This window comes from Streptomyces sp. PA03-6a (assembly GCF_033792765.1).
Classification (GTDB): Bacteria; Actinomycetota; Actinomycetes; order Streptomycetales; family Streptomycetaceae; genus Actinacidiphila.
The window spans coordinates 66,473-83,833 of record NZ_JARAVK010000009.1 but is presented as its reverse complement, the minus strand read 5'-3'; the positions used below and the strand labels follow the sequence as shown (position 1 = coordinate 83,833).

18 protein-coding genes are annotated in these 17,361 nt (G+C 71.2%); 12 read left to right on the top strand and 6 right to left on the bottom strand.

Annotated elements, in window-relative coordinates; genetic code table 11:
* A partial coding sequence (locus PV350_RS04225) for a sensor histidine kinase (RefSeq protein WP_500332861.1) occupies window positions 1-1,020 on the bottom strand: 1,020 nt, incomplete at its 3' end.
* Between the two features lie 214 nt (window positions 1,021-1,234).
* Between PV350_RS04225 and PV350_RS04220 the strand changes: the two genes are divergently transcribed.
* Both PV350_RS04220 and PV350_RS04215 read left to right on the top strand, forming a co-directional pair.
* Window positions 1,235-1,957, top strand: coding sequence for an ABC transporter ATP-binding protein (locus PV350_RS04220; protein ID WP_500332860.1), 723 nt, complete (start codon window positions 1,235-1,237; stop codon window positions 1,955-1,957).
* The gene (locus PV350_RS04215; RefSeq protein WP_500332859.1) at window positions 1,954-4,311 is read left to right on the top strand and encodes an ABC transporter permease; all 2,358 of its coding nucleotides are present in this window, start codon (window positions 1,954-1,956) and stop codon (window positions 4,309-4,311) included. Before PV350_RS04220 ends, PV350_RS04215 begins: the two co-directional genes overlap by 4 nt.
* Before the next feature lie 119 nt (window positions 4,312-4,430).
* Here the strand turns inward: PV350_RS04215 and PV350_RS04210 are convergent, their stop codons facing one another.
* Window positions 4,431-5,408 carry a methyltransferase gene (locus PV350_RS04210; RefSeq protein ID WP_500332858.1) on the bottom strand — a complete coding sequence of 326 codons (978 nt, stop codon included), beginning with the start codon at window positions 5,406-5,408 and terminating at the stop codon, window positions 4,431-4,433.
* Between the two features lie 298 nt (window positions 5,409-5,706).
* Window positions 5,707-5,856, bottom strand: coding sequence for a hypothetical protein (locus PV350_RS04205; protein ID WP_499516321.1), 150 nt, complete (start codon window positions 5,854-5,856; stop codon window positions 5,707-5,709).
* Between the two features lie 289 nt (window positions 5,857-6,145).
* On the opposite strand from PV350_RS04205, the gene PV350_RS04200 reads away from it, so the two are divergent.
* The 5 genes from PV350_RS04200 (at window position 6,146) to PV350_RS04180 (ending at window position 9,982) form a co-directional block, all read left to right on the top strand.
* Window positions 6,146-7,603 (top strand): dihydrolipoyl dehydrogenase family protein, encoded by a 1,458-nt coding sequence (locus PV350_RS04200; protein WP_499516320.1) that lies wholly within the window; start codon window positions 6,146-6,148, stop codon window positions 7,601-7,603.
* A 119-nt stretch (window positions 7,604-7,722) separates the two neighbouring features.
* The gene (locus tag PV350_RS04195) at window positions 7,723-8,184 is read left to right on the top strand and encodes a DUF4279 domain-containing protein (RefSeq protein ID WP_500332856.1); all 462 of its coding nucleotides are present in this window, start codon (window positions 7,723-7,725) and stop codon (window positions 8,182-8,184) included.
* Window positions 8,185-8,356: 172 nt separating this feature from the next.
* On the top strand, window positions 8,357-8,875 hold the full coding sequence (locus tag PV350_RS04190; RefSeq protein ID WP_499516318.1) for a GNAT family N-acetyltransferase: 519 nt from the start codon (window positions 8,357-8,359) through the stop codon (window positions 8,873-8,875).
* A 62-nt stretch (window positions 8,876-8,937) separates the two neighbouring features.
* A complete protein-coding gene (locus PV350_RS04185; RefSeq protein ID WP_499516317.1) occupies window positions 8,938-9,444 on the top strand; it encodes a hypothetical protein in 507 nt (168 codons plus the stop codon).
* A gap of 154 nt (window positions 9,445-9,598) precedes the next feature.
* On the top strand, window positions 9,599-9,982 hold the full coding sequence (locus PV350_RS04180; RefSeq protein ID WP_499516316.1) for a VOC family protein: 384 nt from the start codon (window positions 9,599-9,601) through the stop codon (window positions 9,980-9,982).
* 31 nt (window positions 9,983-10,013) lie between these two features.
* Here PV350_RS04180 and PV350_RS04175 read toward each other — a convergent pair whose 3' ends face one another.
* Both PV350_RS04175 and PV350_RS04170 read right to left on the bottom strand, forming a co-directional pair.
* Entirely contained in the window at window positions 10,014-10,640 is a 627-nt protein-coding gene (locus PV350_RS04175; protein WP_499516315.1) for a TetR/AcrR family transcriptional regulator, read from the bottom strand.
* A gap of 49 nt (window positions 10,641-10,689) precedes the next feature.
* Entirely contained in the window at window positions 10,690-12,021 is a 1,332-nt protein-coding gene (locus PV350_RS04170; protein ID WP_500332855.1) for an MFS transporter, read from the bottom strand.
* Between the two features lie 489 nt (window positions 12,022-12,510).
* On the opposite strand from PV350_RS04170, the gene PV350_RS04165 reads away from it, so the two are divergent.
* The 5 genes from PV350_RS04165 to PV350_RS04145 all read left to right on the top strand — a co-directional run bounded on the left by PV350_RS04165 (window position 12,511) and on the right by PV350_RS04145 (window position 16,285).
* Entirely contained in the window at window positions 12,511-12,714 is a 204-nt protein-coding gene (locus PV350_RS04165; protein WP_030224351.1) for a cold-shock protein, read from the top strand.
* 373 nt (window positions 12,715-13,087) lie between these two features.
* Entirely contained in the window at window positions 13,088-14,530 is a 1,443-nt protein-coding gene (locus tag PV350_RS04160; protein ID WP_499516313.1) for a DEAD/DEAH box helicase, read from the top strand.
* Window positions 14,531-14,751: 221 nt separating this feature from the next.
* Window positions 14,752-15,150, top strand: a complete 399-nt coding sequence (locus PV350_RS04155; protein ID WP_500332854.1) for a CBS domain-containing protein — start codon at window positions 14,752-14,754, stop codon at window positions 15,148-15,150.
* A gap of 48 nt (window positions 15,151-15,198) precedes the next feature.
* Window positions 15,199-15,507 carry an SCO5918 family protein gene (locus PV350_RS04150; protein WP_499516311.1) on the top strand — a complete coding sequence of 103 codons (309 nt, stop codon included), beginning with the start codon at window positions 15,199-15,201 and terminating at the stop codon, window positions 15,505-15,507.
* Window positions 15,508-15,943: 436 nt separating this feature from the next.
* Window positions 15,944-16,285, top strand: a complete 342-nt coding sequence (locus tag PV350_RS04145; RefSeq protein ID WP_500332853.1) for a MerR family transcriptional regulator — start codon at window positions 15,944-15,946, stop codon at window positions 16,283-16,285.
* Between the two features lie 34 nt (window positions 16,286-16,319).
* Here the strand turns inward: PV350_RS04145 and PV350_RS04140 are convergent, their stop codons facing one another.
* Window positions 16,320-17,360, bottom strand: coding sequence for an SPFH domain-containing protein (locus PV350_RS04140; RefSeq protein ID WP_499516309.1), 1,041 nt, complete (start codon window positions 17,358-17,360; stop codon window positions 16,320-16,322).
* Window position 17,361 lies beyond the last annotated feature (1 nt).

Below are 17,361 nucleotides of genomic sequence, written 5' to 3'. Positions count from 1 at the left end.
GGGGCGGGGCGGCCCGGTGACGGTCAGGTCGACGGGCAGTCCGGTGTCGCGGACCCGTCCGACCAGCGATTCCAGCTGGTCCAGGCCGGGTTGCGGGGCCAGTTCCGCCGCGGTGCCGGCCAGGTCCAGGTCTGCGCCTTCGTCCGTGTCCTCGCCCTGCCCGGCCATGGTGAGCAGTCCCATGACGTGGCGCAGTTCGGTCATGGCCGCCCGGCCGCCCGCCTCGACGGCGAGCAGCGCCTCGCCGGCCTGCTCGGGGGAGGTTTCCATGATCTTGCGGGCGGCGCCCGCCTGGATGATCATCACGCTGACGTTGTGCGTGACGACGTCGTGCAGTTCGCGGGCGATCCTGGCCCGCTCGTGCTCGACGGCCCGGCGCAGCGCCTCGCCCTGCTCGCGTTCCAGCGCGGAGAGCCGGGTGCGGCCCTCGTCGGTGCGGAGCTTCCAGGTGCGCAGTCCGACGGCGGCCACGGCCATCGGGACCAGGATCAGCAAGGCGATGTATTCGTTGGGGACGATCGGGGTCACCGAGTTCCCCGAGGTGCCGACCAGGACGACCGACACCGGCAGCGCCGCCAGGGTCGCCACCCGGTACGGGCTGAACACGGCTGCGCTGTAGACGGCGATGACGAACGCGTAGAAGGTCAGCCGCAGGACGCTCTGCGGTGTCGCCAGGGTCGCGGCCGTCACGACACACAGCACGGCGAGCGGGTAGCGGCGGCGCAGGGCCAGGGCACCCGAGGCGACGGCCGCGAGGGTCACCATGAAGGCCATGCCGCCGGGGCCGGACGGGCGCGGTATGACCCGCACCACGCCGGGTGCGATCTCCCGCATCACGACGTTGTCGGCGTTGTCGATGCCGTAGTAGACGGTGGAGATCCCGATGACCAGGGTCAGCAGCAGGTCGAACTGCCAGGCGCGCCGCGTGGGCCGCAGCGGTGGACCGCTCGGCAGCCTGGCGTCGCGGACCGTGCGGCGGGCGGCCTCCCTCAGCCGCTCCCGCGTCGTAGGTACGTCCATCACCGGTTCATTGTCGCGGCCGCGCGGATCCGCGGAGTCCGTCCCGGTGGTCATTCCCACTGCTCCGGGTACATCGCCCGCCTACATCGCAGGGATGACGTTTCCGGGGATCGTCCCGGCGCGGTACCGCAATGGGTCCGGGCGGGCGACGCGTGCGGGCCGGGCCCGCTCCTAGCGTTCACGCAGCCGACCGCGCCTACCCGAGGAGCCCTCCATGACCGTGCCGGTGATCGAACTGCGCGAGGTGAGCCGCCGATACGACGACGGCCCGCCCGCCCTGCACGAGGCGGCGCTGACCGTGCGGCCCGGCGAGTCCGTCGCGATCCTCGGCCCCTCCGGCAGCGGCAAGTCCACACTGCTCAATCTGATCGCGGGCCTGGACCGGCCCGACACGGGGACCGTCACCGTGGACGGGGTGCGGGTGGACCAGCTGGGCGAGGCCGGATCGGCGCTGTTCCGGCGGTCGAAGATCGGCATGGTCTTCCAGTTCTTCAACCTGCTCGACGATCTGACCGTCACCGACAACGTCGTCCTGCCGGCGCGCCTGGCGGGCATGGCACGTGGCGCGGCGGACCGCCGGGCGGCGGAACTCCTGGAACTGCTGGGCGTCGACCGGCACGCCCGCGCCTACCCGGGGCGGCTGTCCGGCGGCGAACGGCAGCGCGTCGCGGTGGCCCGGGCGTTGGTGAACCGGCCGGCGCTGCTCCTGGCCGACGAGCCGACCGGGGCCCTGGACACGGCGGCCGGACAGGACGTCAGCAGGCTGCTCGCCGGCCTCAACGCCGAGGGCCAGACCATCGTCGTGGTCACGCACGACCTGTCGTTGGCCCGGTCCTGCACAAGCCGTACGGTCCGGATCGCCGACGGCCGGATCACCGAGGACGCCCGGTCGCAGGCCGTCGCCCCGGAGGCCGTCGCCCCGGAGGCCGTCCGATGAGCGCGCTCGGCGCGGTGGTGCGCTCGGGGGTGCGACGGCGCCGGGTGCAGACCCTGGTGATCGGGCTCGCCACGATGATGGCGGTGGCCGCCTCCGTCCTCGGCGGATCGCTGCTCGTGGTGTCCGGCGCGCCCTTCGAGGACGCCTTCGCCCGGCAGCACGGTGCGCACCTGTCCGTGCAGTTCGACGCGGGCAAGGTGAGCGCCGGGCAGTTGTCGGCGTCCAGGGACGCCGAAGGGGTGAGCGGTGCGGCCGGGCCGTTCCGTACGGCGACGGTCACCCCGCGGTCCGACGGGGCGGGCCCCGGGTGGCCGATGACCGTGGTCGGCCGGGGCGATGCCGGCCGGGACGTGGACGAGGTGGCGCTGCTCGACGGGCGGTGGCCCACGCGTGACGGCGAGATCGTCCTGTCCCCCGACTCCTCCCTCATCCCGACCATGGGCATGGAGATCACCTTCCCCGATCTGTCCGGCGGCCCGGCGCTGACGGTCGTCGGTGTGGCCCGTTCGGTCACGCAGACCGCCGACGCCTGGGTGGTTCCGTCCCAGATGCCGGCGCTCACCGCACCCGGCAGCGGCGGCTACCAGATGCTGTACCGCTTCACCGACGCGGGCACCGCCGCGCAGATCACCGCGGACGGCAAGGCCGTGACGGGATCCCTGCCGCCGGGATCGGCCGTCGGCGCACAGTCATGGCTCACCGTCAAGAAGAACGCCGAGCGCGACACCGCCCTCTACGTCCCGTTCCTCGTCGCGTTCGGCGCCCTGGGCCTGGTGATGTCGGTGCTCATCGTCGGCAACGTCGTCGCGTCGGCCGTCGGCATGGGGACGCGGCGCATCGGCATCCTCAAGGCCCTCGGCTTCACCCCGGCCCAGGTCGTGCGGGCCTACGTGGGCCAGGCGCTGATCCCGGCCGCCGTCGGCACGGCCCTCGGTGTCCTCGCCGGCCACCTGCTCGCCGTCCCCGTACTGGCCGAGACCGGGGAGGTGTACGGCACCGTGTCCCTGGCCGTCGCGCCCCGGGTCGACGTGGCGGTGATCGCCGGGGTGCTCGTCCTGGTGGCGGCCACCGCGTGGGCGAGTGCCTGGCGGGCCGGCCGACTGCGCACGGTCGACGCGCTCGCCGTGGGGCGTACCGGTACGGCAGGGCGCGGCCGGTGGGCGGCACGCCTGGCCGGACGGCTGCCGGTGCCGCAGCCGGTGGCCCTGGGCCTGGTCCGGCCCTTCGTGCGGCCCGCCCGCGCGCTGGCCATGGGCACGGCGATCCTGTTCGGCGCCGTCGCGGTCACGTTCACCGTGGGGATGAGCGCCTCGCTCGGCCAGGTGATGAAGGCCAGGGCACACGACGCCGCCGATGTCGTCGTGCCCGCGCCGTTGCCGGACTTCGGGCCTCAAGGCCCCGGCCCTGAGAAGCGGCCCGCCCAGCCCTCAGCCGATCCCGCCGCGGTCGCCGCGGCCATCGGGACCGCCGCGGGAACCGGGAGGTACTACAGGGCCGCGACGGTACGGGCGACCGTGTCCGGCCTGACGGGCACCGTCGACGTGATCGCCTTCACCGGCGACGCCTCCTGGGGCGGCTACACGATGGTCTCGGGCCGATGGATCGACGGGCCCGGCGAGGCCGTGGTCCCGACGCCGTTCCTGACCGCCACCGGCACCCGCACCGGCGACACCGTCACCCTGAACGGCCTGGCCGAGCCGGTCACGGTCAGGATCGTCGGTGAGGTCCTGGACACCCGCAAGGGCGGCATGCAGGTCTTCACCGACGCCTCGACCCTGGCGTCCGCGCATCCCGACCTGGCGGAGACGAGCCATCACATCGCGGTCGCGCCGGGCACGGACGTGACCGGTTACGTCAAGTCGCTGAACAAGCACCTGGGACCGCTGGGGGTCACCGCCCGGGCCGGCGGGCTCGACTCGGGCAGCGACATGGTCGTCACGCTCAACGCGTTGTCCGCGGTCCTCACGCTGATGCTCGTCGCCGTCGCCGTGCTCGGCGTGCTCAACGGCGTACTGCTCGACACCCGCGAACGCGTCCGGGAACTCGGTGTCCACAAGGCGCTCGGCATGACCCCCCGTCAGACCGTCGCGATGGTCGTCACCTCGGTCGTCGTGACCGGACTGGTCGCGGGCGCCCTGGGCGTTCCGCTGGGCGTGGCCCTGCACGGCTGGGTCATCCCCGCGATGGGCGACAGCGTGGGGCTGCGCCTGCCCGGTTCGGTCATCGCCGTCTACCACGCGGCCGAACTGCTGCCGCTCGCGCTCGGCGGCCTGCTCATCGCCGCCCTCGGCGCGCTGCTGCCCGCCGGCTGGGCCGCCAGGGCCCGCACCGCCACGGCCCTGCGCACCGAGTAGGAGGCCGGGTTCAGAGCTCGTGGCTCCGGTCCCCACCGCAGGGAACGGTGGGGACCGGTCGGCTCGTTCCCGCATGTCTGGCGCGGGAGGTGGGAGTCGGGAGTTGGGGTTCCGGAGTCTCAGACCGCCTCCAGCTCGATGATCTTGAACTGGAAGCCCGTCGGGGTGACGGCGGTGCGCCGCCACCCGGATGCGGCGAAGAGCGCGTCGAACTCGGGGAGGTCCCGCTCCTGCCCCGACAGCATCGCAAGCATGTGCATGTCCGCAAGGGGCTCGAAGCCGGGCGCTCCGATCTCCCCGATCACGTTCTCCACCACCACGACCCGCGCGCCCGGCCGTGCGGAAGCACGGCAGTTCTCGAGGATCCTGACGCAGTCGGCGTCGTTCCAGTCGTGCAGAACCATCTTGAGCAGGTACAGGTCGGCCGGCGGAACGGACTCGAAGAAGTCTCCGGTGACCGCGGTGAACCGGTCGCCCACCCCCCGCTTCTCGGCTGCCGCCTGCGCGCCGGCAGCGGCGTGGGGCAGGTCCAGGCTCTGCCCTCGGAGGTCCGGGTTCGCCTGCAGGAGCCCCTGCACGAGCGCCCCCGTGCCGCCGCCGACATCGACCGCGACCGTGGTGCCGGTGGTGTCGAGCGCCTCGGTGAGGTCGCCGTTCAGCCGTTCCGCCATGCCGGACATGGCGACCGAGAAGAGCTCCGCCTCGGCAGGGTTGTCGCCGAGGTAGGTGAAGAAGTCCGTGCCCAGCGCGCTTTCGATCTGGGTACCCCCCTTGCGGACGGCCTCCGGGAACCGCTCCCAGGCACGCCAGTGGGAGGGCCCGCCCCACGTGAGCGCCACCTCCCGCAGGGTGTTCGGCACCCCGCTACGGAGCAGCCGGCTCAGGGGGGTACCGGAGAACCGGCGCTCGCCTTCGTAGGCCACCAGGCCCAGGGAAGCGCAAGCCCGCAGCAGCCGGTAGGTGGTCGCGGGATCGCTGGCCTCGCGCTCGGCGATGTCCTCTGCGGCAAGGGGCCCATCAGCCAGATGGTCAGGAAGGGAGAGCTCGACCGCGGCCCGGACGATCTGAGTCACCCAGTAGCCGCTGAGCATTTGCATGAGGACACCGGCATTCTCGGTCTCGGAAGACGAGTTGGGACGATTCTCGGTCATCGACAAGCACACCAATCAGGACTGGTTTAACGGTCAACTACATGTAACTGTACCTCGTCCCAGAACCCCGCCCGTGTGACCTGCGTCAAACAAATGCCCTGCCGGGCCGATTAGTTCGGCAAAGCGTCGGCGAAACTTCCACGGCAATTCACCAGCCTGATCCGCGGGTCCAGGCGATACCGCCGTTCAATGTCGGACTCCTGCAGGACTTCGGCGGCACCAGCTGCCTGGACGCCGTTGACGGTCAGCGCAGTTCGCAGGGCGCCTCGTGCAGCAAGGTCGCCGAGGCCGCGGCCGCGGTCACCATCGGTGCAGGTCCGCTGGGGAGGGACCGCACGTGGGCGTTCATCCGCCCGGCTGCGTCCTGGGCGACGGACGATGATTTGTGAGCCATTCGAATGATGAAACCCGGCCACAAGTAAATCGAATGAAATTCTCCCCGGGCATCCGCACAACGACGGACTGGGGCTGCGACACTGAGCCCGTAGGCCCGATGCTCTACCGCCCGCAGGGCGGCCGTACCGCACGTGGCGTCGGGACGGTGGCCACGCAATTGGCAGGCCGACCGTCAGGAGGGAAGGCATGGGAACGCGTCGAGGGGAATTGCATTCGCTGCGCGTCCGGTCGTAGGACGCTCCGCGATGCCACCTGCGGATCAGCACCGAAATTGAAGTGAGGCAGCAATGACCGAAGCATCCGGGATCCAGGATCACGACACATACGACGTGATCGTGCTGGGAGCAGGCCCGGTCGGGCAGAACGTCGCCGACCACGCCCGCGCCGCGGGACTCTCGGTGGCCGTGGTGGAACGGGAACTGGTGGGCGGAGAGTGCTCGTACTGGGCGTGCGTGCCCAGCAAGGCGCTGCTGCGGCCGGTCATCGCCGTCGCCGACGCGCGGCGGGTCGACGGCGCCCGGCAGGCCGTGACCGGGTCGCTGGACACCGGCAGGGTGTTCGCCCGCCGGGACCACTACGTCACCGACTGGGACGACACCGGCCAGGCGCGCTGGGTGAAGTCCATCGGCGCCGACCTCTTCCGCGGCCACGGCCGGCTCGACGGACCGCGGAAGGTGACCGTCACCGCGGCGGACGGCACCCGCCACACCCTTGCGGCGCGGCACGCGGTCGCCATCGCCACCGGCAGCCGCCCGGTGCTGCCCGACATCGACGGCATCGAGGAAGCCCGGCCGTGGACCAACCGGCACGGCACCGACTCCAGCACCGTCCCCGGCCGCCTGATCGTCGTCGGCGGTGGCGGGGTCGGGGTGGAGATGGCCACCCTCTGGCAGGGCCTGGGCTCCCAGGTCACCCTCCTCGCCCGGCGTCCTCTGCTCCCCCGGATGGAGCCGTTCGCCGGCGAGCTCGTCGCAGACGGGTTGACCGACGCCGGCGCGCAGGTCCGCATCGGCGTCCAGGTGACCTCCCTGCGCCGCCCCGACCCCGCCGGGCCGGTCACCTGCATCCTGGACGACGGCAGTGAACTGGAAGCGGACGAGATCATGTTCGCCACCGGACGCGCCCCGCTGACCGACGACATCGGTCTGGACACCGTGGGCCTCACCCCGGGGTCCTGGCTGGACGCCGACACCACGTGCCTGGTCCGCGAGGTCCCGGGCGACTGGCTGTACGCGCTCGGCGACGTCAACCACCGCGCCCTCCTCACCCACCAGGGCAAGTACCAGGCACGCACCGCCGGCGACGCCATCGGCGCGCGTGCCGCCGGCCGTCCCCTGGACGACGCCCCGTGGGGCGACCACGCCACCACGGCCGATCAGCACGCGGTACCGCAGGTCTTCTTCACCGACCCCGAAGCGGGCGCGGTGGGCCTGTCCGCAGCACAGGCCGCGGAGGCCGGTCTCCCCGTCAAGGTCATCGACCTGGACTTCACCGCCGCCCAGGGCGCCAACCTCTACGCCGACGGCTACCGCGGTCACGCCCGGATGGTCGTCGACACCGACCGCGAGGTCCTGCTCGGGGTGACCTTCGTCGGCCACGGCGTCAGCGAACTGCTGCACTCCGCGACCGTCGCCGTCGCAGGCGAGATCCCCCTCAAGCGGCTGCGGCACGCCGTCGCCTGCTTCCCCACCATCAGCGAGATCTGGACCTTCCTCCTTGCCGCGTACCACCGCGACGGCGACTGACGCCGTTGTGCCGGGCGCATGCGCTCGCTCCTGGAAGGGGGATGGCGGCGCGTGACGCCCGGCCCCGGGGCACCGAACAGTCCTGCTCGGCCCGCCTCCCGCGCGGCTATCCTCCCGGGATGCCTCTTCGCCAGTACGCCTATTTCGCGCTGTTCAGCCGGCATACCTCGGCAGATGAGATGACCGCGCACCTGGGCATCGCTCCTGACGAAGTGTCCATTCGCGGCAGCAAACGCACCACACCGAGAGCTGTTCCGGTCAGCCACTGCTGGAAGGCCGTCTGCCAGGAACCCAACCTGTGCGTCGACGAGCAGATCGCCCGCATTCTCGACAGGCTCCGGCCCCATACGGACCGCATCGCCGACCTCGCCGACCGCCTGGCCGACCACGGCGGCGGAGCGGTTCTCCAGCTCGTACGCCATTTCGACGACACCGACCCGGACCAGCCCGATCGCGCGGATGCCCCCAACCTGTTCGGCTGGCACCTGGACCGCGGCGTCCTGGACTTCCTCAGCGCCACCGGCGCCGTGCTCGACGTGGACGAGTACGACATGACCGGGGACGGCGAGGACGGCGGCTGAGCGCGGGGAAGGCGGAAGCAGCAGGACCACACGAACCGCACCCGGTTGCCGGACCGGGGCCCTCTGAATCGCCCGGCCGGCCCGCGGCCGGAGGACTCGATCGTGACACCGACAACCCTGCCCACGTCTGGATGAGCAGGAATGGCCGCCCCGGCCGATCGTGAGAAGACTGGTGCGGTGGCCGTACGAGGCCGCACCTCCGGGCGTCGCAGAAGCCGTCCGGTGCCGTGACAGCCTGGATAGGAACCGGATCATGAGCCTTGAGGTTGCGGTCGTCCGCGAGGCGGACGACGAGATGGTCGAGGCGTTCACCCGCCTGCTGCCCCAACTGTCCCGCAGCGCCGCCCCGCTGACCCACGAGACGCTGCGACGGCTCCTGGCCGCCGAGGCGAACACCGTGCTGGTGGCACGGGTCGACGGCCGTGTCGTCGGAACGCTCACGCTGGTCCTGTTTCCCCTGCCGACCGGGATGCGGGCCTGGATCGAGGACGTGGTGGTCGATGAGGCCGCCCGCGGTTACGGCGTCGGGGCCGCCCTCACCGAGGAGGCCGTTCGCCTGGCCGACGCGGCGGGAGCCCGCACGGTGGATCTCACCTCGCGCCCCTCGCGGCAGGCGGCGAACCGGCTGTACGAGCGGCTCGGCTTCGAGGTACGGGACTCCCGCGTCTTCCGCTACGCCCTGCAGCAGTAGTCGCGGCGGTTTCCCCGTACGCCGTCGGGAACCGTGCGGTCCCGGCGTACGTCGTATCCGCCATGATCAAAGAACCCGGACGACGCCTGCCCGGCGCCACGTTGCTCGCCCTCCCGCTCGCCGCGCTGCTGCTGTCGTGCTCTGCCCCGTCGGACACCGGCACGGACCGGGCAGCCGGCGGCACCCCCGCGCCGGCGGCCGCTTCGGCGTCCGCGTCCGCGTCCGCTTCGGCTGCCGAGCCGGCGGGACCGGTGGAGAAGGTACGCGACGCCTTCGCCACCTTGCAGGCCACCTACCACTCCGGCTGCACCGCCACCACAGCGCGGGGCGAGTGTGAGTACTTCCTGACCCGGGTGCACACCGAACTCGCCGAACTCGACGCCGCGATGAAGGCCGATCCCCAGGGCCCCGGCCACTTCAGCGAGCCCCTCGCCTGGATGACGGATCTGCGCGACGTCCTCGGCGCGGACACCTCCTTCGAGAACCTCAAGGCGCACCAGGACGAACTCGTGGCGACGCGCGACCGGATCAACCGCTGGATGCAGGGCCACCCCGAGGACTACCGCTGAGCCGCTGTTCGGACAGCGGAGAGTGCTGAGGAGGCCAACGCCGGAAACATCCGTACGTGCCGCGCCGTCCTCAGCCTCCTCGCACGGCCGCCGGCGGCCGTGCGCCTGAGAACTCGGTGGCGTCCCGGGGCGGGAGTCGGGAAGGCTTGCGCGCATGGTTTCGGTCTTGCAGAACGTGGCGATTGACTGTGCGGACGCCTACGGGTTGGCCCGGTTCTGGAGCGGGGTGACCGGCCGTCCGCTGCATCCGGAGGACAAGCCGGGTGACCGGGAGACTCAGGTGGTGCTCGCGGAGGGCCCGGTGCTGTACTTCAACCAGGTGTCCGAGCCCAAGAAGATCAAGAACCGGATCCATCTGTGTCTGCGCCCTGAGACCTCGCGCGAGCAGGAGGTGGAACGGTTGCTGGGCCTCGGTGCCACCTTGGTCGCCGATCTCCGGAATCCCGACGGCTCTGGCTGGGCGGTCCTTGCCGACCCCGAAGGCAACGAATTCTGCGTCCTGCGCAGCGACTCCGACCGAGCCGCGATGAGTTCCTGAAGCCCAGGCGACAACCCCGCTGCCGTATGCCTCAGCCCCGCTGGCCGGCCTGCGGCGCCGGGGTCAGGGCGGCGTCCAGGAGGACCTCGGCGGCGGCCCGGGCCGCGGCGGCGGCGCCGGGGTCGCCGTCCATGCGGACCGAGACCGCGCACCCGTCGTAGAGCAGGTGCAGACGGCGGCCGAGGGTCTCCGGGTCGGGAACGCCGGCTTGCCGGGCGAGGTCGGTGAACAGGCCCCTTACCCATGCCCGGTAGTCGTTGGAGGCCTGTTCTGTGCTGCTGCCCGGCTCGGCCTCCGCGCTCGCGGCGATGAACGCGCAGCCGCGGTAGCTGGGGCCCTTGAACGACTCCGTCAGCGCGTCGAAGACGCCGAGCAGCCGGTCGCGGGGGTTCTCGAAGCGCTCGAGGGCGGCGAGGAGGCGGGCGGAGGTGGCGGCGTGCCGGGACTTCAGGTACGCGTGGACCAACTCGTCCTTGCTGCCGAACGTGTTGTAGAGCGAGGCCTTGGCCACCCCGGCGCGTTCGATGATCCGGTCGATCCCGACGCTCTGCACACCCTCGGCGTAGAAGAGCTCGTTGGCGGCGGACAGCAGTCGCTCGCGTGCCGGAGCCTTGACCTCGGTGCGCGCGTCGTGCGCCCTGGTGCTGTCGGCAACCATCCCGGCCTCCCTGCTGGTTCGTGCCATCTTCCGGGCCTCGAGGCTCACTTTAGGCAATCACGGGTCGCGAACGGCTGCTGCGCCGTTCCGTCAGCAGACCGAGCAGGGCCAGCAGTGCCAGGACGATGACGGCCGCGCCGTACTCGCGGGCGGTGGCGAGCAGGCCGCCGGCGTGGACGACGAGGTAGCCGGCGATCACCGACGGCACTCCCATCCCCAGATAGGACACCACGTAGAGCAGGGACAGCACTCCGGAACGTTCGTGGGCGGCGGTCAGCGGAATCACGGTGCGGATGCCGCCCTGGAAGCCGCTGCCGAATCCGATGCCGGCGATGGCCGAGCCGGTGAAGAACAGGGCGGGCGAGCCGTTCTGCACCGAGAGCAGGGTGAGGCCGACGCCGACGACGAGGCTGATGATTCCGCCGACCATGACGCCGCGGGCGGGTGCCGTACGCAGTACGAGGGTGGCGGCCGCGGCCACCCCGGCCAGGACGAACAGGGCCAGTCCGCCGTAGACGGCCGACGTGGAGTGGGTGAGGGTCCGCACGAGCGCCGGGCCCAGGGAGGCGTAGAAGCCCGCCAGGGCCCAGACCGCGAACAGGACCGGGGCGGCGTTGAGGACGGCGCGCCGCACGGTCCTGGGGAGCTTCACGTCCGGGACCAGGGTGGCGAGCGCGCCCGGGGTGGGTGTGAGGGTCTCCCGCATCAGGACGACCCCCAGTGCCTGCACGGCCATCACGACGAGCAGGGCCAGGTAGACCAGGTGTGTCGGCGCGGGAAGGTACTGCACGAGGAACGCCGACGCCAAGGAGCCGGTGGCGGTGCCGAGACCGGGGGCGAAGGAGTTCGCGACGGTCCCGCGGCGGCGGTCGATGTCCAGCATCCCGGCCCCGATCGCGCCCAGCGCGGCACCGGTGGACAGTCCCTGGACCACCCGGCCGATCATCAGTTCCGGCACGCCGTGGGCCGTCGCGAACACCACCATCGCGGCCGCCTGTGCGGCGAGGGCCGCGAGCAGGACCGGGCGGCGGCCCAGGTGGTCCGACAGCCGTCCCAGGGTGAGCAGCGAGACCAGGACCGCGATCGCGTACACGCCGAACACCAGCGTGGTGGTCACCGGGCTGAAGCCCCACTCCGCCTGGTAGACCGCGTAGAGCGGGGTGGGGGCGCTTGAACCCGCCAGGAACGACACGACGATCGACGCCAGGAGGTAGAAGGCCACGCGCTGAGGCAGTACGCCGCCTGCGACACGCCCTCTCCCCTTGGGCGCGGCCGAGGTGAGCGGGGCCGGGCCCCCTGTCTCCGCGCCGACCGGACCGGTATCGGCCGCCGGCGTGGTGACCACGTTGCCGCGGTCCTGCGAGGTGGGCTGCTCGGGCATGCCACCGTCCCCATCTTGAGTAGACCGGTCTGTTCATTTTCGCTAGACAGACCTGTCCAACACTGGCGTGAGGCGTTTCCTTCCCGTCATACCGACCGGATCTTCGGCCACCCGCGGGTCGCCCGGGTAGACAGGTCCGCCAGCAGGCGCGCCTCGGATCCGGCCGTGCGCGCGGGGGCTCGCGAGACGGAGGGCCGACCGCCGCCGGGCTGTGGTGCGCGGCGCAACGTGCCGAACGGTGTGTTCCGGGACGCTGAATATCTGTGCTCGCGAAGTGAGAAATTGGCGCAACGCGCGATGAGGTTTCTCACACGCCACGGCCGCGCCCGGTTATTAACCGTGCACAGCCGATCGCGCCATGCTACTCTCGAATAAGTTGCAGTTGTGGTTCCCAAAATTCCGGTTCATTTGCTGGCGGGGCAATCATCGCGGCGACGCGGGGTCCGTACAGTACGGATTCCGGGCACTGCCCCAAAGGAGATGCACCACATGGCTACTGGCACCGTGAAGTGGTTCAACGCGGAAAAGGGTTTCGGCTTCATCGAGCAGGACGGTGGCGGCGCTGACGTGTTCGCCCACTACTCGAACATCGCCGCCCAGGGCTTCCGCGAGCTGCAGGAGGGCCAGAAGGTGAGCTTCGACATCGCGCAGGGCCAGAAGGGCCCCACGGCCGAGAACATCGTTCCCGCCTGACGCTGAGCGCACGCATCGCAGCTGGGGCCCGCACCTTGGGTGCGGGCCCCAGCTTGCTGCACATCAGGACGCACCCTGCCCTGATGACGCCGTGACGACCTCACTGGTCCCACGATTTTGAGGGTGCCGCGATCCCACCGGCAACGGACGCTCCCGTCGGACTCCGGATGCACATCCGTCAGAGCTCCCCGACGCCCGTAACCCCGGTCTTTCGGACGCGGACCAGATCACCCCACCCGTTCGGCGCCTCGGCCCGCGGACTTCTCCCGCCGGCTGAATTCGCCATCGCATTTGCTTGGCCCATTCTTGCGATTCCCCGTCCTGCTCATCGCAGCGGAATCCCTTGATGCGGCCGCTTCAAGGAAGGTTCTGCATGAGCCGTACACGTACGAACGACCGTTTCACCGACCCGAGCCGTTCCGGCGGCCGACGCCGTCGCCCCGCCGCACCGCAGGCAGAGTTCGCCCTGCCGGACACGGCGACTCCGGCACTGCCCGCCGCCGGGGCGTTCGCCGATCTCGACATGCCGCGGCCGCTGCTGGCCGCGCTCACCGCCGAAGGCGTGACCGTGCCGTTCCCGATCCAGGCGGCGACCTTGCCCAATTCCCTCGCGGGCCGTGACGTGCTGGGCCGCGGGCGGACCGGTTCCGGCAAGACCCTCGCCTTCGGCCTCGCGCTGCTGGCCCGTACCGCCGGGCAGCGCGCCGAGCCCCGGCAGCCTCTGGCCCTGGTGCTCGTACCCACCCGGGAGTTGGCCCAGCAGGTCACCGACGCGCTTGCCCCCTACGCCCGTTCGATGAGGTTGCGGCTGGCCACCGCGGTCGGCGGGATGCCGATCGGCCGTCAGGCCGGCGCGCTGCGCAGCGGGTCGGAGGTCCTCGTCGCGACGCCCGGCCGGCTGAGGGACCTCGTCGAGCGCGGCGACTGCCGACTGGACCGAGTCGCCGTGACCGTCCTGGACGAGGCCGACCAGATGGCCGACATGGGCTTCATGCCGCAGGTCACAGCGCTGCTGGACCAGGTGCACCCCGAGGGGCAGCGAATGCTGTTCTCGGCCACCTTGGACCGCAACGTCGACCGTCTGGTCCGCCGCTACCTGCACGACCCGGTGGTCCACTCCGTGGATCCCTCCGCGGGCGCGGTCACCACGATGGAGCACCACGTGCTGCACGTGCACGCCGCCGACAAGCACCAGGCGACAACCGAGATCGCGGCGCGAGAGGGTCAGGTGATCATGTTCCTGGACACCAAGCACGCCGTCGACAGGCTGACCGAGCACCTGCTCAGAAGCGGCGTCCGCGCCGCCGCGCTGCACGGCGGCAAGTCGCAGCCGCAGCGCACCCGGACCCTGGCCCAGTTCAAGACGGGACACGTGACCGTCCTGGTGGCGACCAACGTCGCCGCACGCGGGATCCACGTCGACAACCTCGACCTGGTCGTCAACGTGGACCCGCCCAACGACCACAAGGACTACCTCCACAGGGGCGGCCGCACGGCCCGCGCCGGCCGGTCCGGCATCGTGGTCACACTGGTCACGCCCAACCAGCGCCGCGACATGGCCCGTCTCATGCAGCACGCCGGAATCCGCCCGCACACCACCGAGGTCCACCCGTCCGGGGACGATCTGATCCGCATCACCGGCGCGCAGACCCCCTCGGGCATCCCGGTCGTCATCACCGCACCGGCGGCCGAACGCAAAAACGGCGCCCCAGCCTCCCGCGGCGGGCGCAGCCGTGCCACCGCTCAGGACCGCCGCACCGGCGGGGCAGCACGCCGCACGGCCCAGCGGCGGCCCGCCTACGACGCGGTGGCCTAGGCCGTGTCGTCAAAGTCCCGCCTGCCCGGCGGCGCCTGGCACGGCACCTCGCTGCGTTGTCGAATCGTCCGAGTAGCCCACTACGAGGACGACTCTCCGCCTTACGATGCACCGCACCAGACGCCGCTGGGCCCGCCCTCCGGGCGGCCGGCGCTCCTTTGACGACACGGCCTAGCACTTTCCCCGTCACGCCGCCCATCAACTTCTCCAGGAGGCACTTCTTGACCCTGGCACACGACTTGCCACGCCCTGCGGATTCCGCCCACGGAACCGTGGCCGACGTCATGGACGTGCCCGGACCGCAGGTCTGGGACGACATGACCGTCGAGGTGGCCCTGTCGGTCATGGCCAGCGCCCGTACCGGGCATCTGGTCGTCTGCGACGAGGACGGCCGGTGCACGGGTCTGGTCACCCATGCCCAGCTCACCGCCGTCCGTGACGGCCACGGCTACACCGATCAGGTCCGCCTGCGGGAGGTCGCCGGTGACGGCGGGCCGTTCGCCTCGCCGATGACCAAGATGACCGAAGCGCAGCACGTCATGCGCCACGGGCAGCTCGCGGCCGTGCCCGTCGTCGACGAGCACGGCTGCGCCGTGGGTGTTCTCACGCGCTCACGCTGACCCGTCGCCCACCGGTCCCATCGCTTCCCACTCCTCCTGCGAGGCACCATGCGCTGCGTCATCGCCCGTTTCGCGTTCGACCTGTCCAAGACCGGGGTGGTGGCGTCGATGAAGGGCGTCAGGCCCGAGCCGGTCACCGGTGAGTCCGTGATCATCGGCCGCCGCCACTACCCCGTCATGCAAGTGGGCGAGGTCATCACCCGGCAGGACCGCCGTGACTTCACCGCCGGCGAGGTCCTCCGGGCCATGACGCGCCTCGGCTTCACCTGCCGCGCCCTCCCTGCCGCGGCACCGGCGCCCGGGCTCACCCCGCTCCAGGAAGCGTCGGCCCTGCTCGGCGTCCCCACCGCCGGGTAGCCGGGGTCGGGACGACGCACTGGCCCGACCATGGCGGCATGAGGGCTCGGTCGGCGCATGCCGGCCGAGCCCTCATCGAGTGGGGCGCCCGGTGCGGCTTCCCGTGGTCTGCCGTCCGTGGACGGCAAGCGGCACATCCCGGCCGTCCTGGCACTGACGCGCCGCCAGGTCGACGTTCGGCATGGAACCGACCTCTATCTCACCCGCCCGGACTGCCGCCGGCCTTCGTTCGGGCGCTGCCCCTGCCGGCCCACGGAGCGGGACCATGCCTGGCATGACCGGATCCGTATATCTTCGACCTCGACACACCACAACCATTGCGAGGAAACAAGAGGTCGGCGCGGACGAGGGCCGCCAGAAGGGAGTAGCAGTCCCTTCGGGGCCCTGGTGGCGGGACGGCGTCAAGGCCCCTCCACATGTTCCACAAAGAGGTGCAATGACGGCAGCAGCTGACTCCTTCGGCCGTATCGATGACGACGACTACCCCGCCTACACCATGGGCCGGGCCGCCGAGATGCTCGGCACCACCCCGGGCTTCCTCCGTGCCATCGGCGAGGCCCGCCTGATCACCCCGCTCCGCTCCGAAGGCGGACATCGGCGCTACTCCCGGTACCAGCTGCGCATCGCGGCCCGAGCCCGTGAACTCGTCGACCGGGGCACCCCCGTCGAGGCCGCCTGCCGCATCGTCATCCTCGAGGACCAGCTCGCAGAAGCCCAGCGGATCAACGCCGAATACCGCCGCGCCGCCGGATCGACGGATCCCACGGGCGCAGCCTGAGACGGGCCGGACCCCGCGGAGGGTGCGCCGGTTCTCACCCAGGACCGGCGAGGGGGTCGGCCGAGGGGCGTGCCGAGGGCGCCTCGGCTTGGGCGGCGTCGGCAAGGGCCTCGGCAGCGGCTTCTGCGGCCCGCGCGGCGTCGGCGGCGGCCTGGGCGGCCTTGTCGTCCGAAGACTTCTCCCGGGTGGCCGGCGACTGCGGCAGCACTTCGCTGAATGCGCGCGACACACCGTCCAGTGCGGAGGTGACCTCGCTGGGGATGACCCAGAACGTGCTGCCCGCGCCTTGCGCGAGCTGGGGCAGCATCTGCATGTACTGGTACGCGAGCAGCTTGGGGTCGGGGTCGTTGCGGTGCACGGCCTGGAACACCTCGTCGATGGCCCGTGACTGGCCCTCGGCCTTGAGGATCTCAGCCGTGCGGTTGCCCTCCGCGCGCAGGACGGCAGCCTGCTTGTCGCCTTCGGCAGTCAGTATCTGCGACTGACGTTGTCCTTCGGCCCCGAGGATCACGGCCCGCTTGTCCCGCTCGGCCCGCATCTGCTTCTCCATCGCGTCCTTGATGGACTGCGGCGGGTCGATGGCCTTGATCTCCACCCGGTTGACCCTCAGCCCCCATTTGCCGGTGGCCTCGTCCAGCACACCGCGGAGCTGGCTGTTGATGGTGTCGCGCGAGGTGAGGACCTTCTCCAGGTCCATGGACCCGACGACGTTGCGCAAGGTGGTGACGGTGAGCTGCTCGACCGCCTGGAGGTAGTTGGCGATCTCATAGGCGGCCGCCCGCGGGTCGGTGACCTGGAAGTACAGGACGGTGTCGATCTCCACGACCAGGTTGTCCTCGGTGATCACCGGTTGCGGTCGGAAGGAGACCACCTGTTCTCGCAGGTCGATCACCGGATAGACACGGTCGATGTAGGGGATGACGACGTTGAGGCCGGGTTTCAGGGTGCGGTGGTAACGGCCGAGCCGTTCGACGTTGCGGGCGCGTGCCTGGGGCACGATGCGTACCGCCCGCAGCACGGTGAAGACGACGAAGAGCGCGACGATCACTCCGGCGACGAGGAGCCCCGATTCCATG

Excerpts from the sequence above, each read along its gene's own strand:
- PV350_RS04180 (WP_499516316.1), top strand. The coding sequence starts at position 9,599 with ATGGTTTCGGTCTTGCAGAACGTGGCGATTGACTGTGCGGACGCCTAC.
- PV350_RS04200 (WP_499516320.1), top strand. The coding sequence starts at position 6,146 with ATGACCGAAGCATCCGGGATCCAGGATCACGACACATACGACGTGATC.
- PV350_RS04185 (WP_499516317.1), top strand. The coding sequence starts at position 8,938 with ATGATCAAAGAACCCGGACGACGCCTGCCCGGCGCCACGTTGCTCGCC.
- PV350_RS04150 (WP_499516311.1), top strand. The coding sequence starts at position 15,199 with ATGCGCTGCGTCATCGCCCGTTTCGCGTTCGACCTGTCCAAGACCGGG.
- PV350_RS04195 (WP_500332856.1), top strand. The coding sequence starts at position 7,723 with ATGCCTCTTCGCCAGTACGCCTATTTCGCGCTGTTCAGCCGGCATACC.
- PV350_RS04175 (WP_499516315.1), bottom strand. The coding sequence starts at position 10,640 with ATGGTTGCCGACAGCACCAGGGCGCACGACGCGCGCACCGAGGTCAAG.
- PV350_RS04165 (WP_030224351.1), top strand. The coding sequence starts at position 12,511 with ATGGCTACTGGCACCGTGAAGTGGTTCAACGCGGAAAAGGGTTTCGGC.
- PV350_RS04210 (WP_500332858.1), bottom strand. The coding sequence starts at position 5,408 with ATGCAAATGCTCAGCGGCTACTGGGTGACTCAGATCGTCCGGGCCGCG.
- PV350_RS04220 (WP_500332860.1), top strand. The coding sequence starts at position 1,235 with ATGACCGTGCCGGTGATCGAACTGCGCGAGGTGAGCCGCCGATACGAC.
- PV350_RS04140 (WP_499516309.1), bottom strand. The coding sequence starts at position 17,360 with ATGGAATCGGGGCTCCTCGTCGCCGGAGTGATCGTCGCGCTCTTCGTC.
- PV350_RS04170 (WP_500332855.1), bottom strand. The coding sequence starts at position 12,021 with ATGCCCGAGCAGCCCACCTCGCAGGACCGCGGCAACGTGGTCACCACG.
- PV350_RS04160 (WP_499516313.1), top strand. The coding sequence starts at position 13,088 with ATGAGCCGTACACGTACGAACGACCGTTTCACCGACCCGAGCCGTTCC.
- PV350_RS04215 (WP_500332859.1), top strand. The coding sequence starts at position 1,954 with ATGAGCGCGCTCGGCGCGGTGGTGCGCTCGGGGGTGCGACGGCGCCGG.
- PV350_RS04205 (WP_499516321.1), bottom strand. The coding sequence starts at position 5,856 with ATGGCTCACAAATCATCGTCCGTCGCCCAGGACGCAGCCGGGCGGATG.
- PV350_RS04145 (WP_500332853.1), top strand. The coding sequence starts at position 15,944 with ATGACGGCAGCAGCTGACTCCTTCGGCCGTATCGATGACGACGACTAC.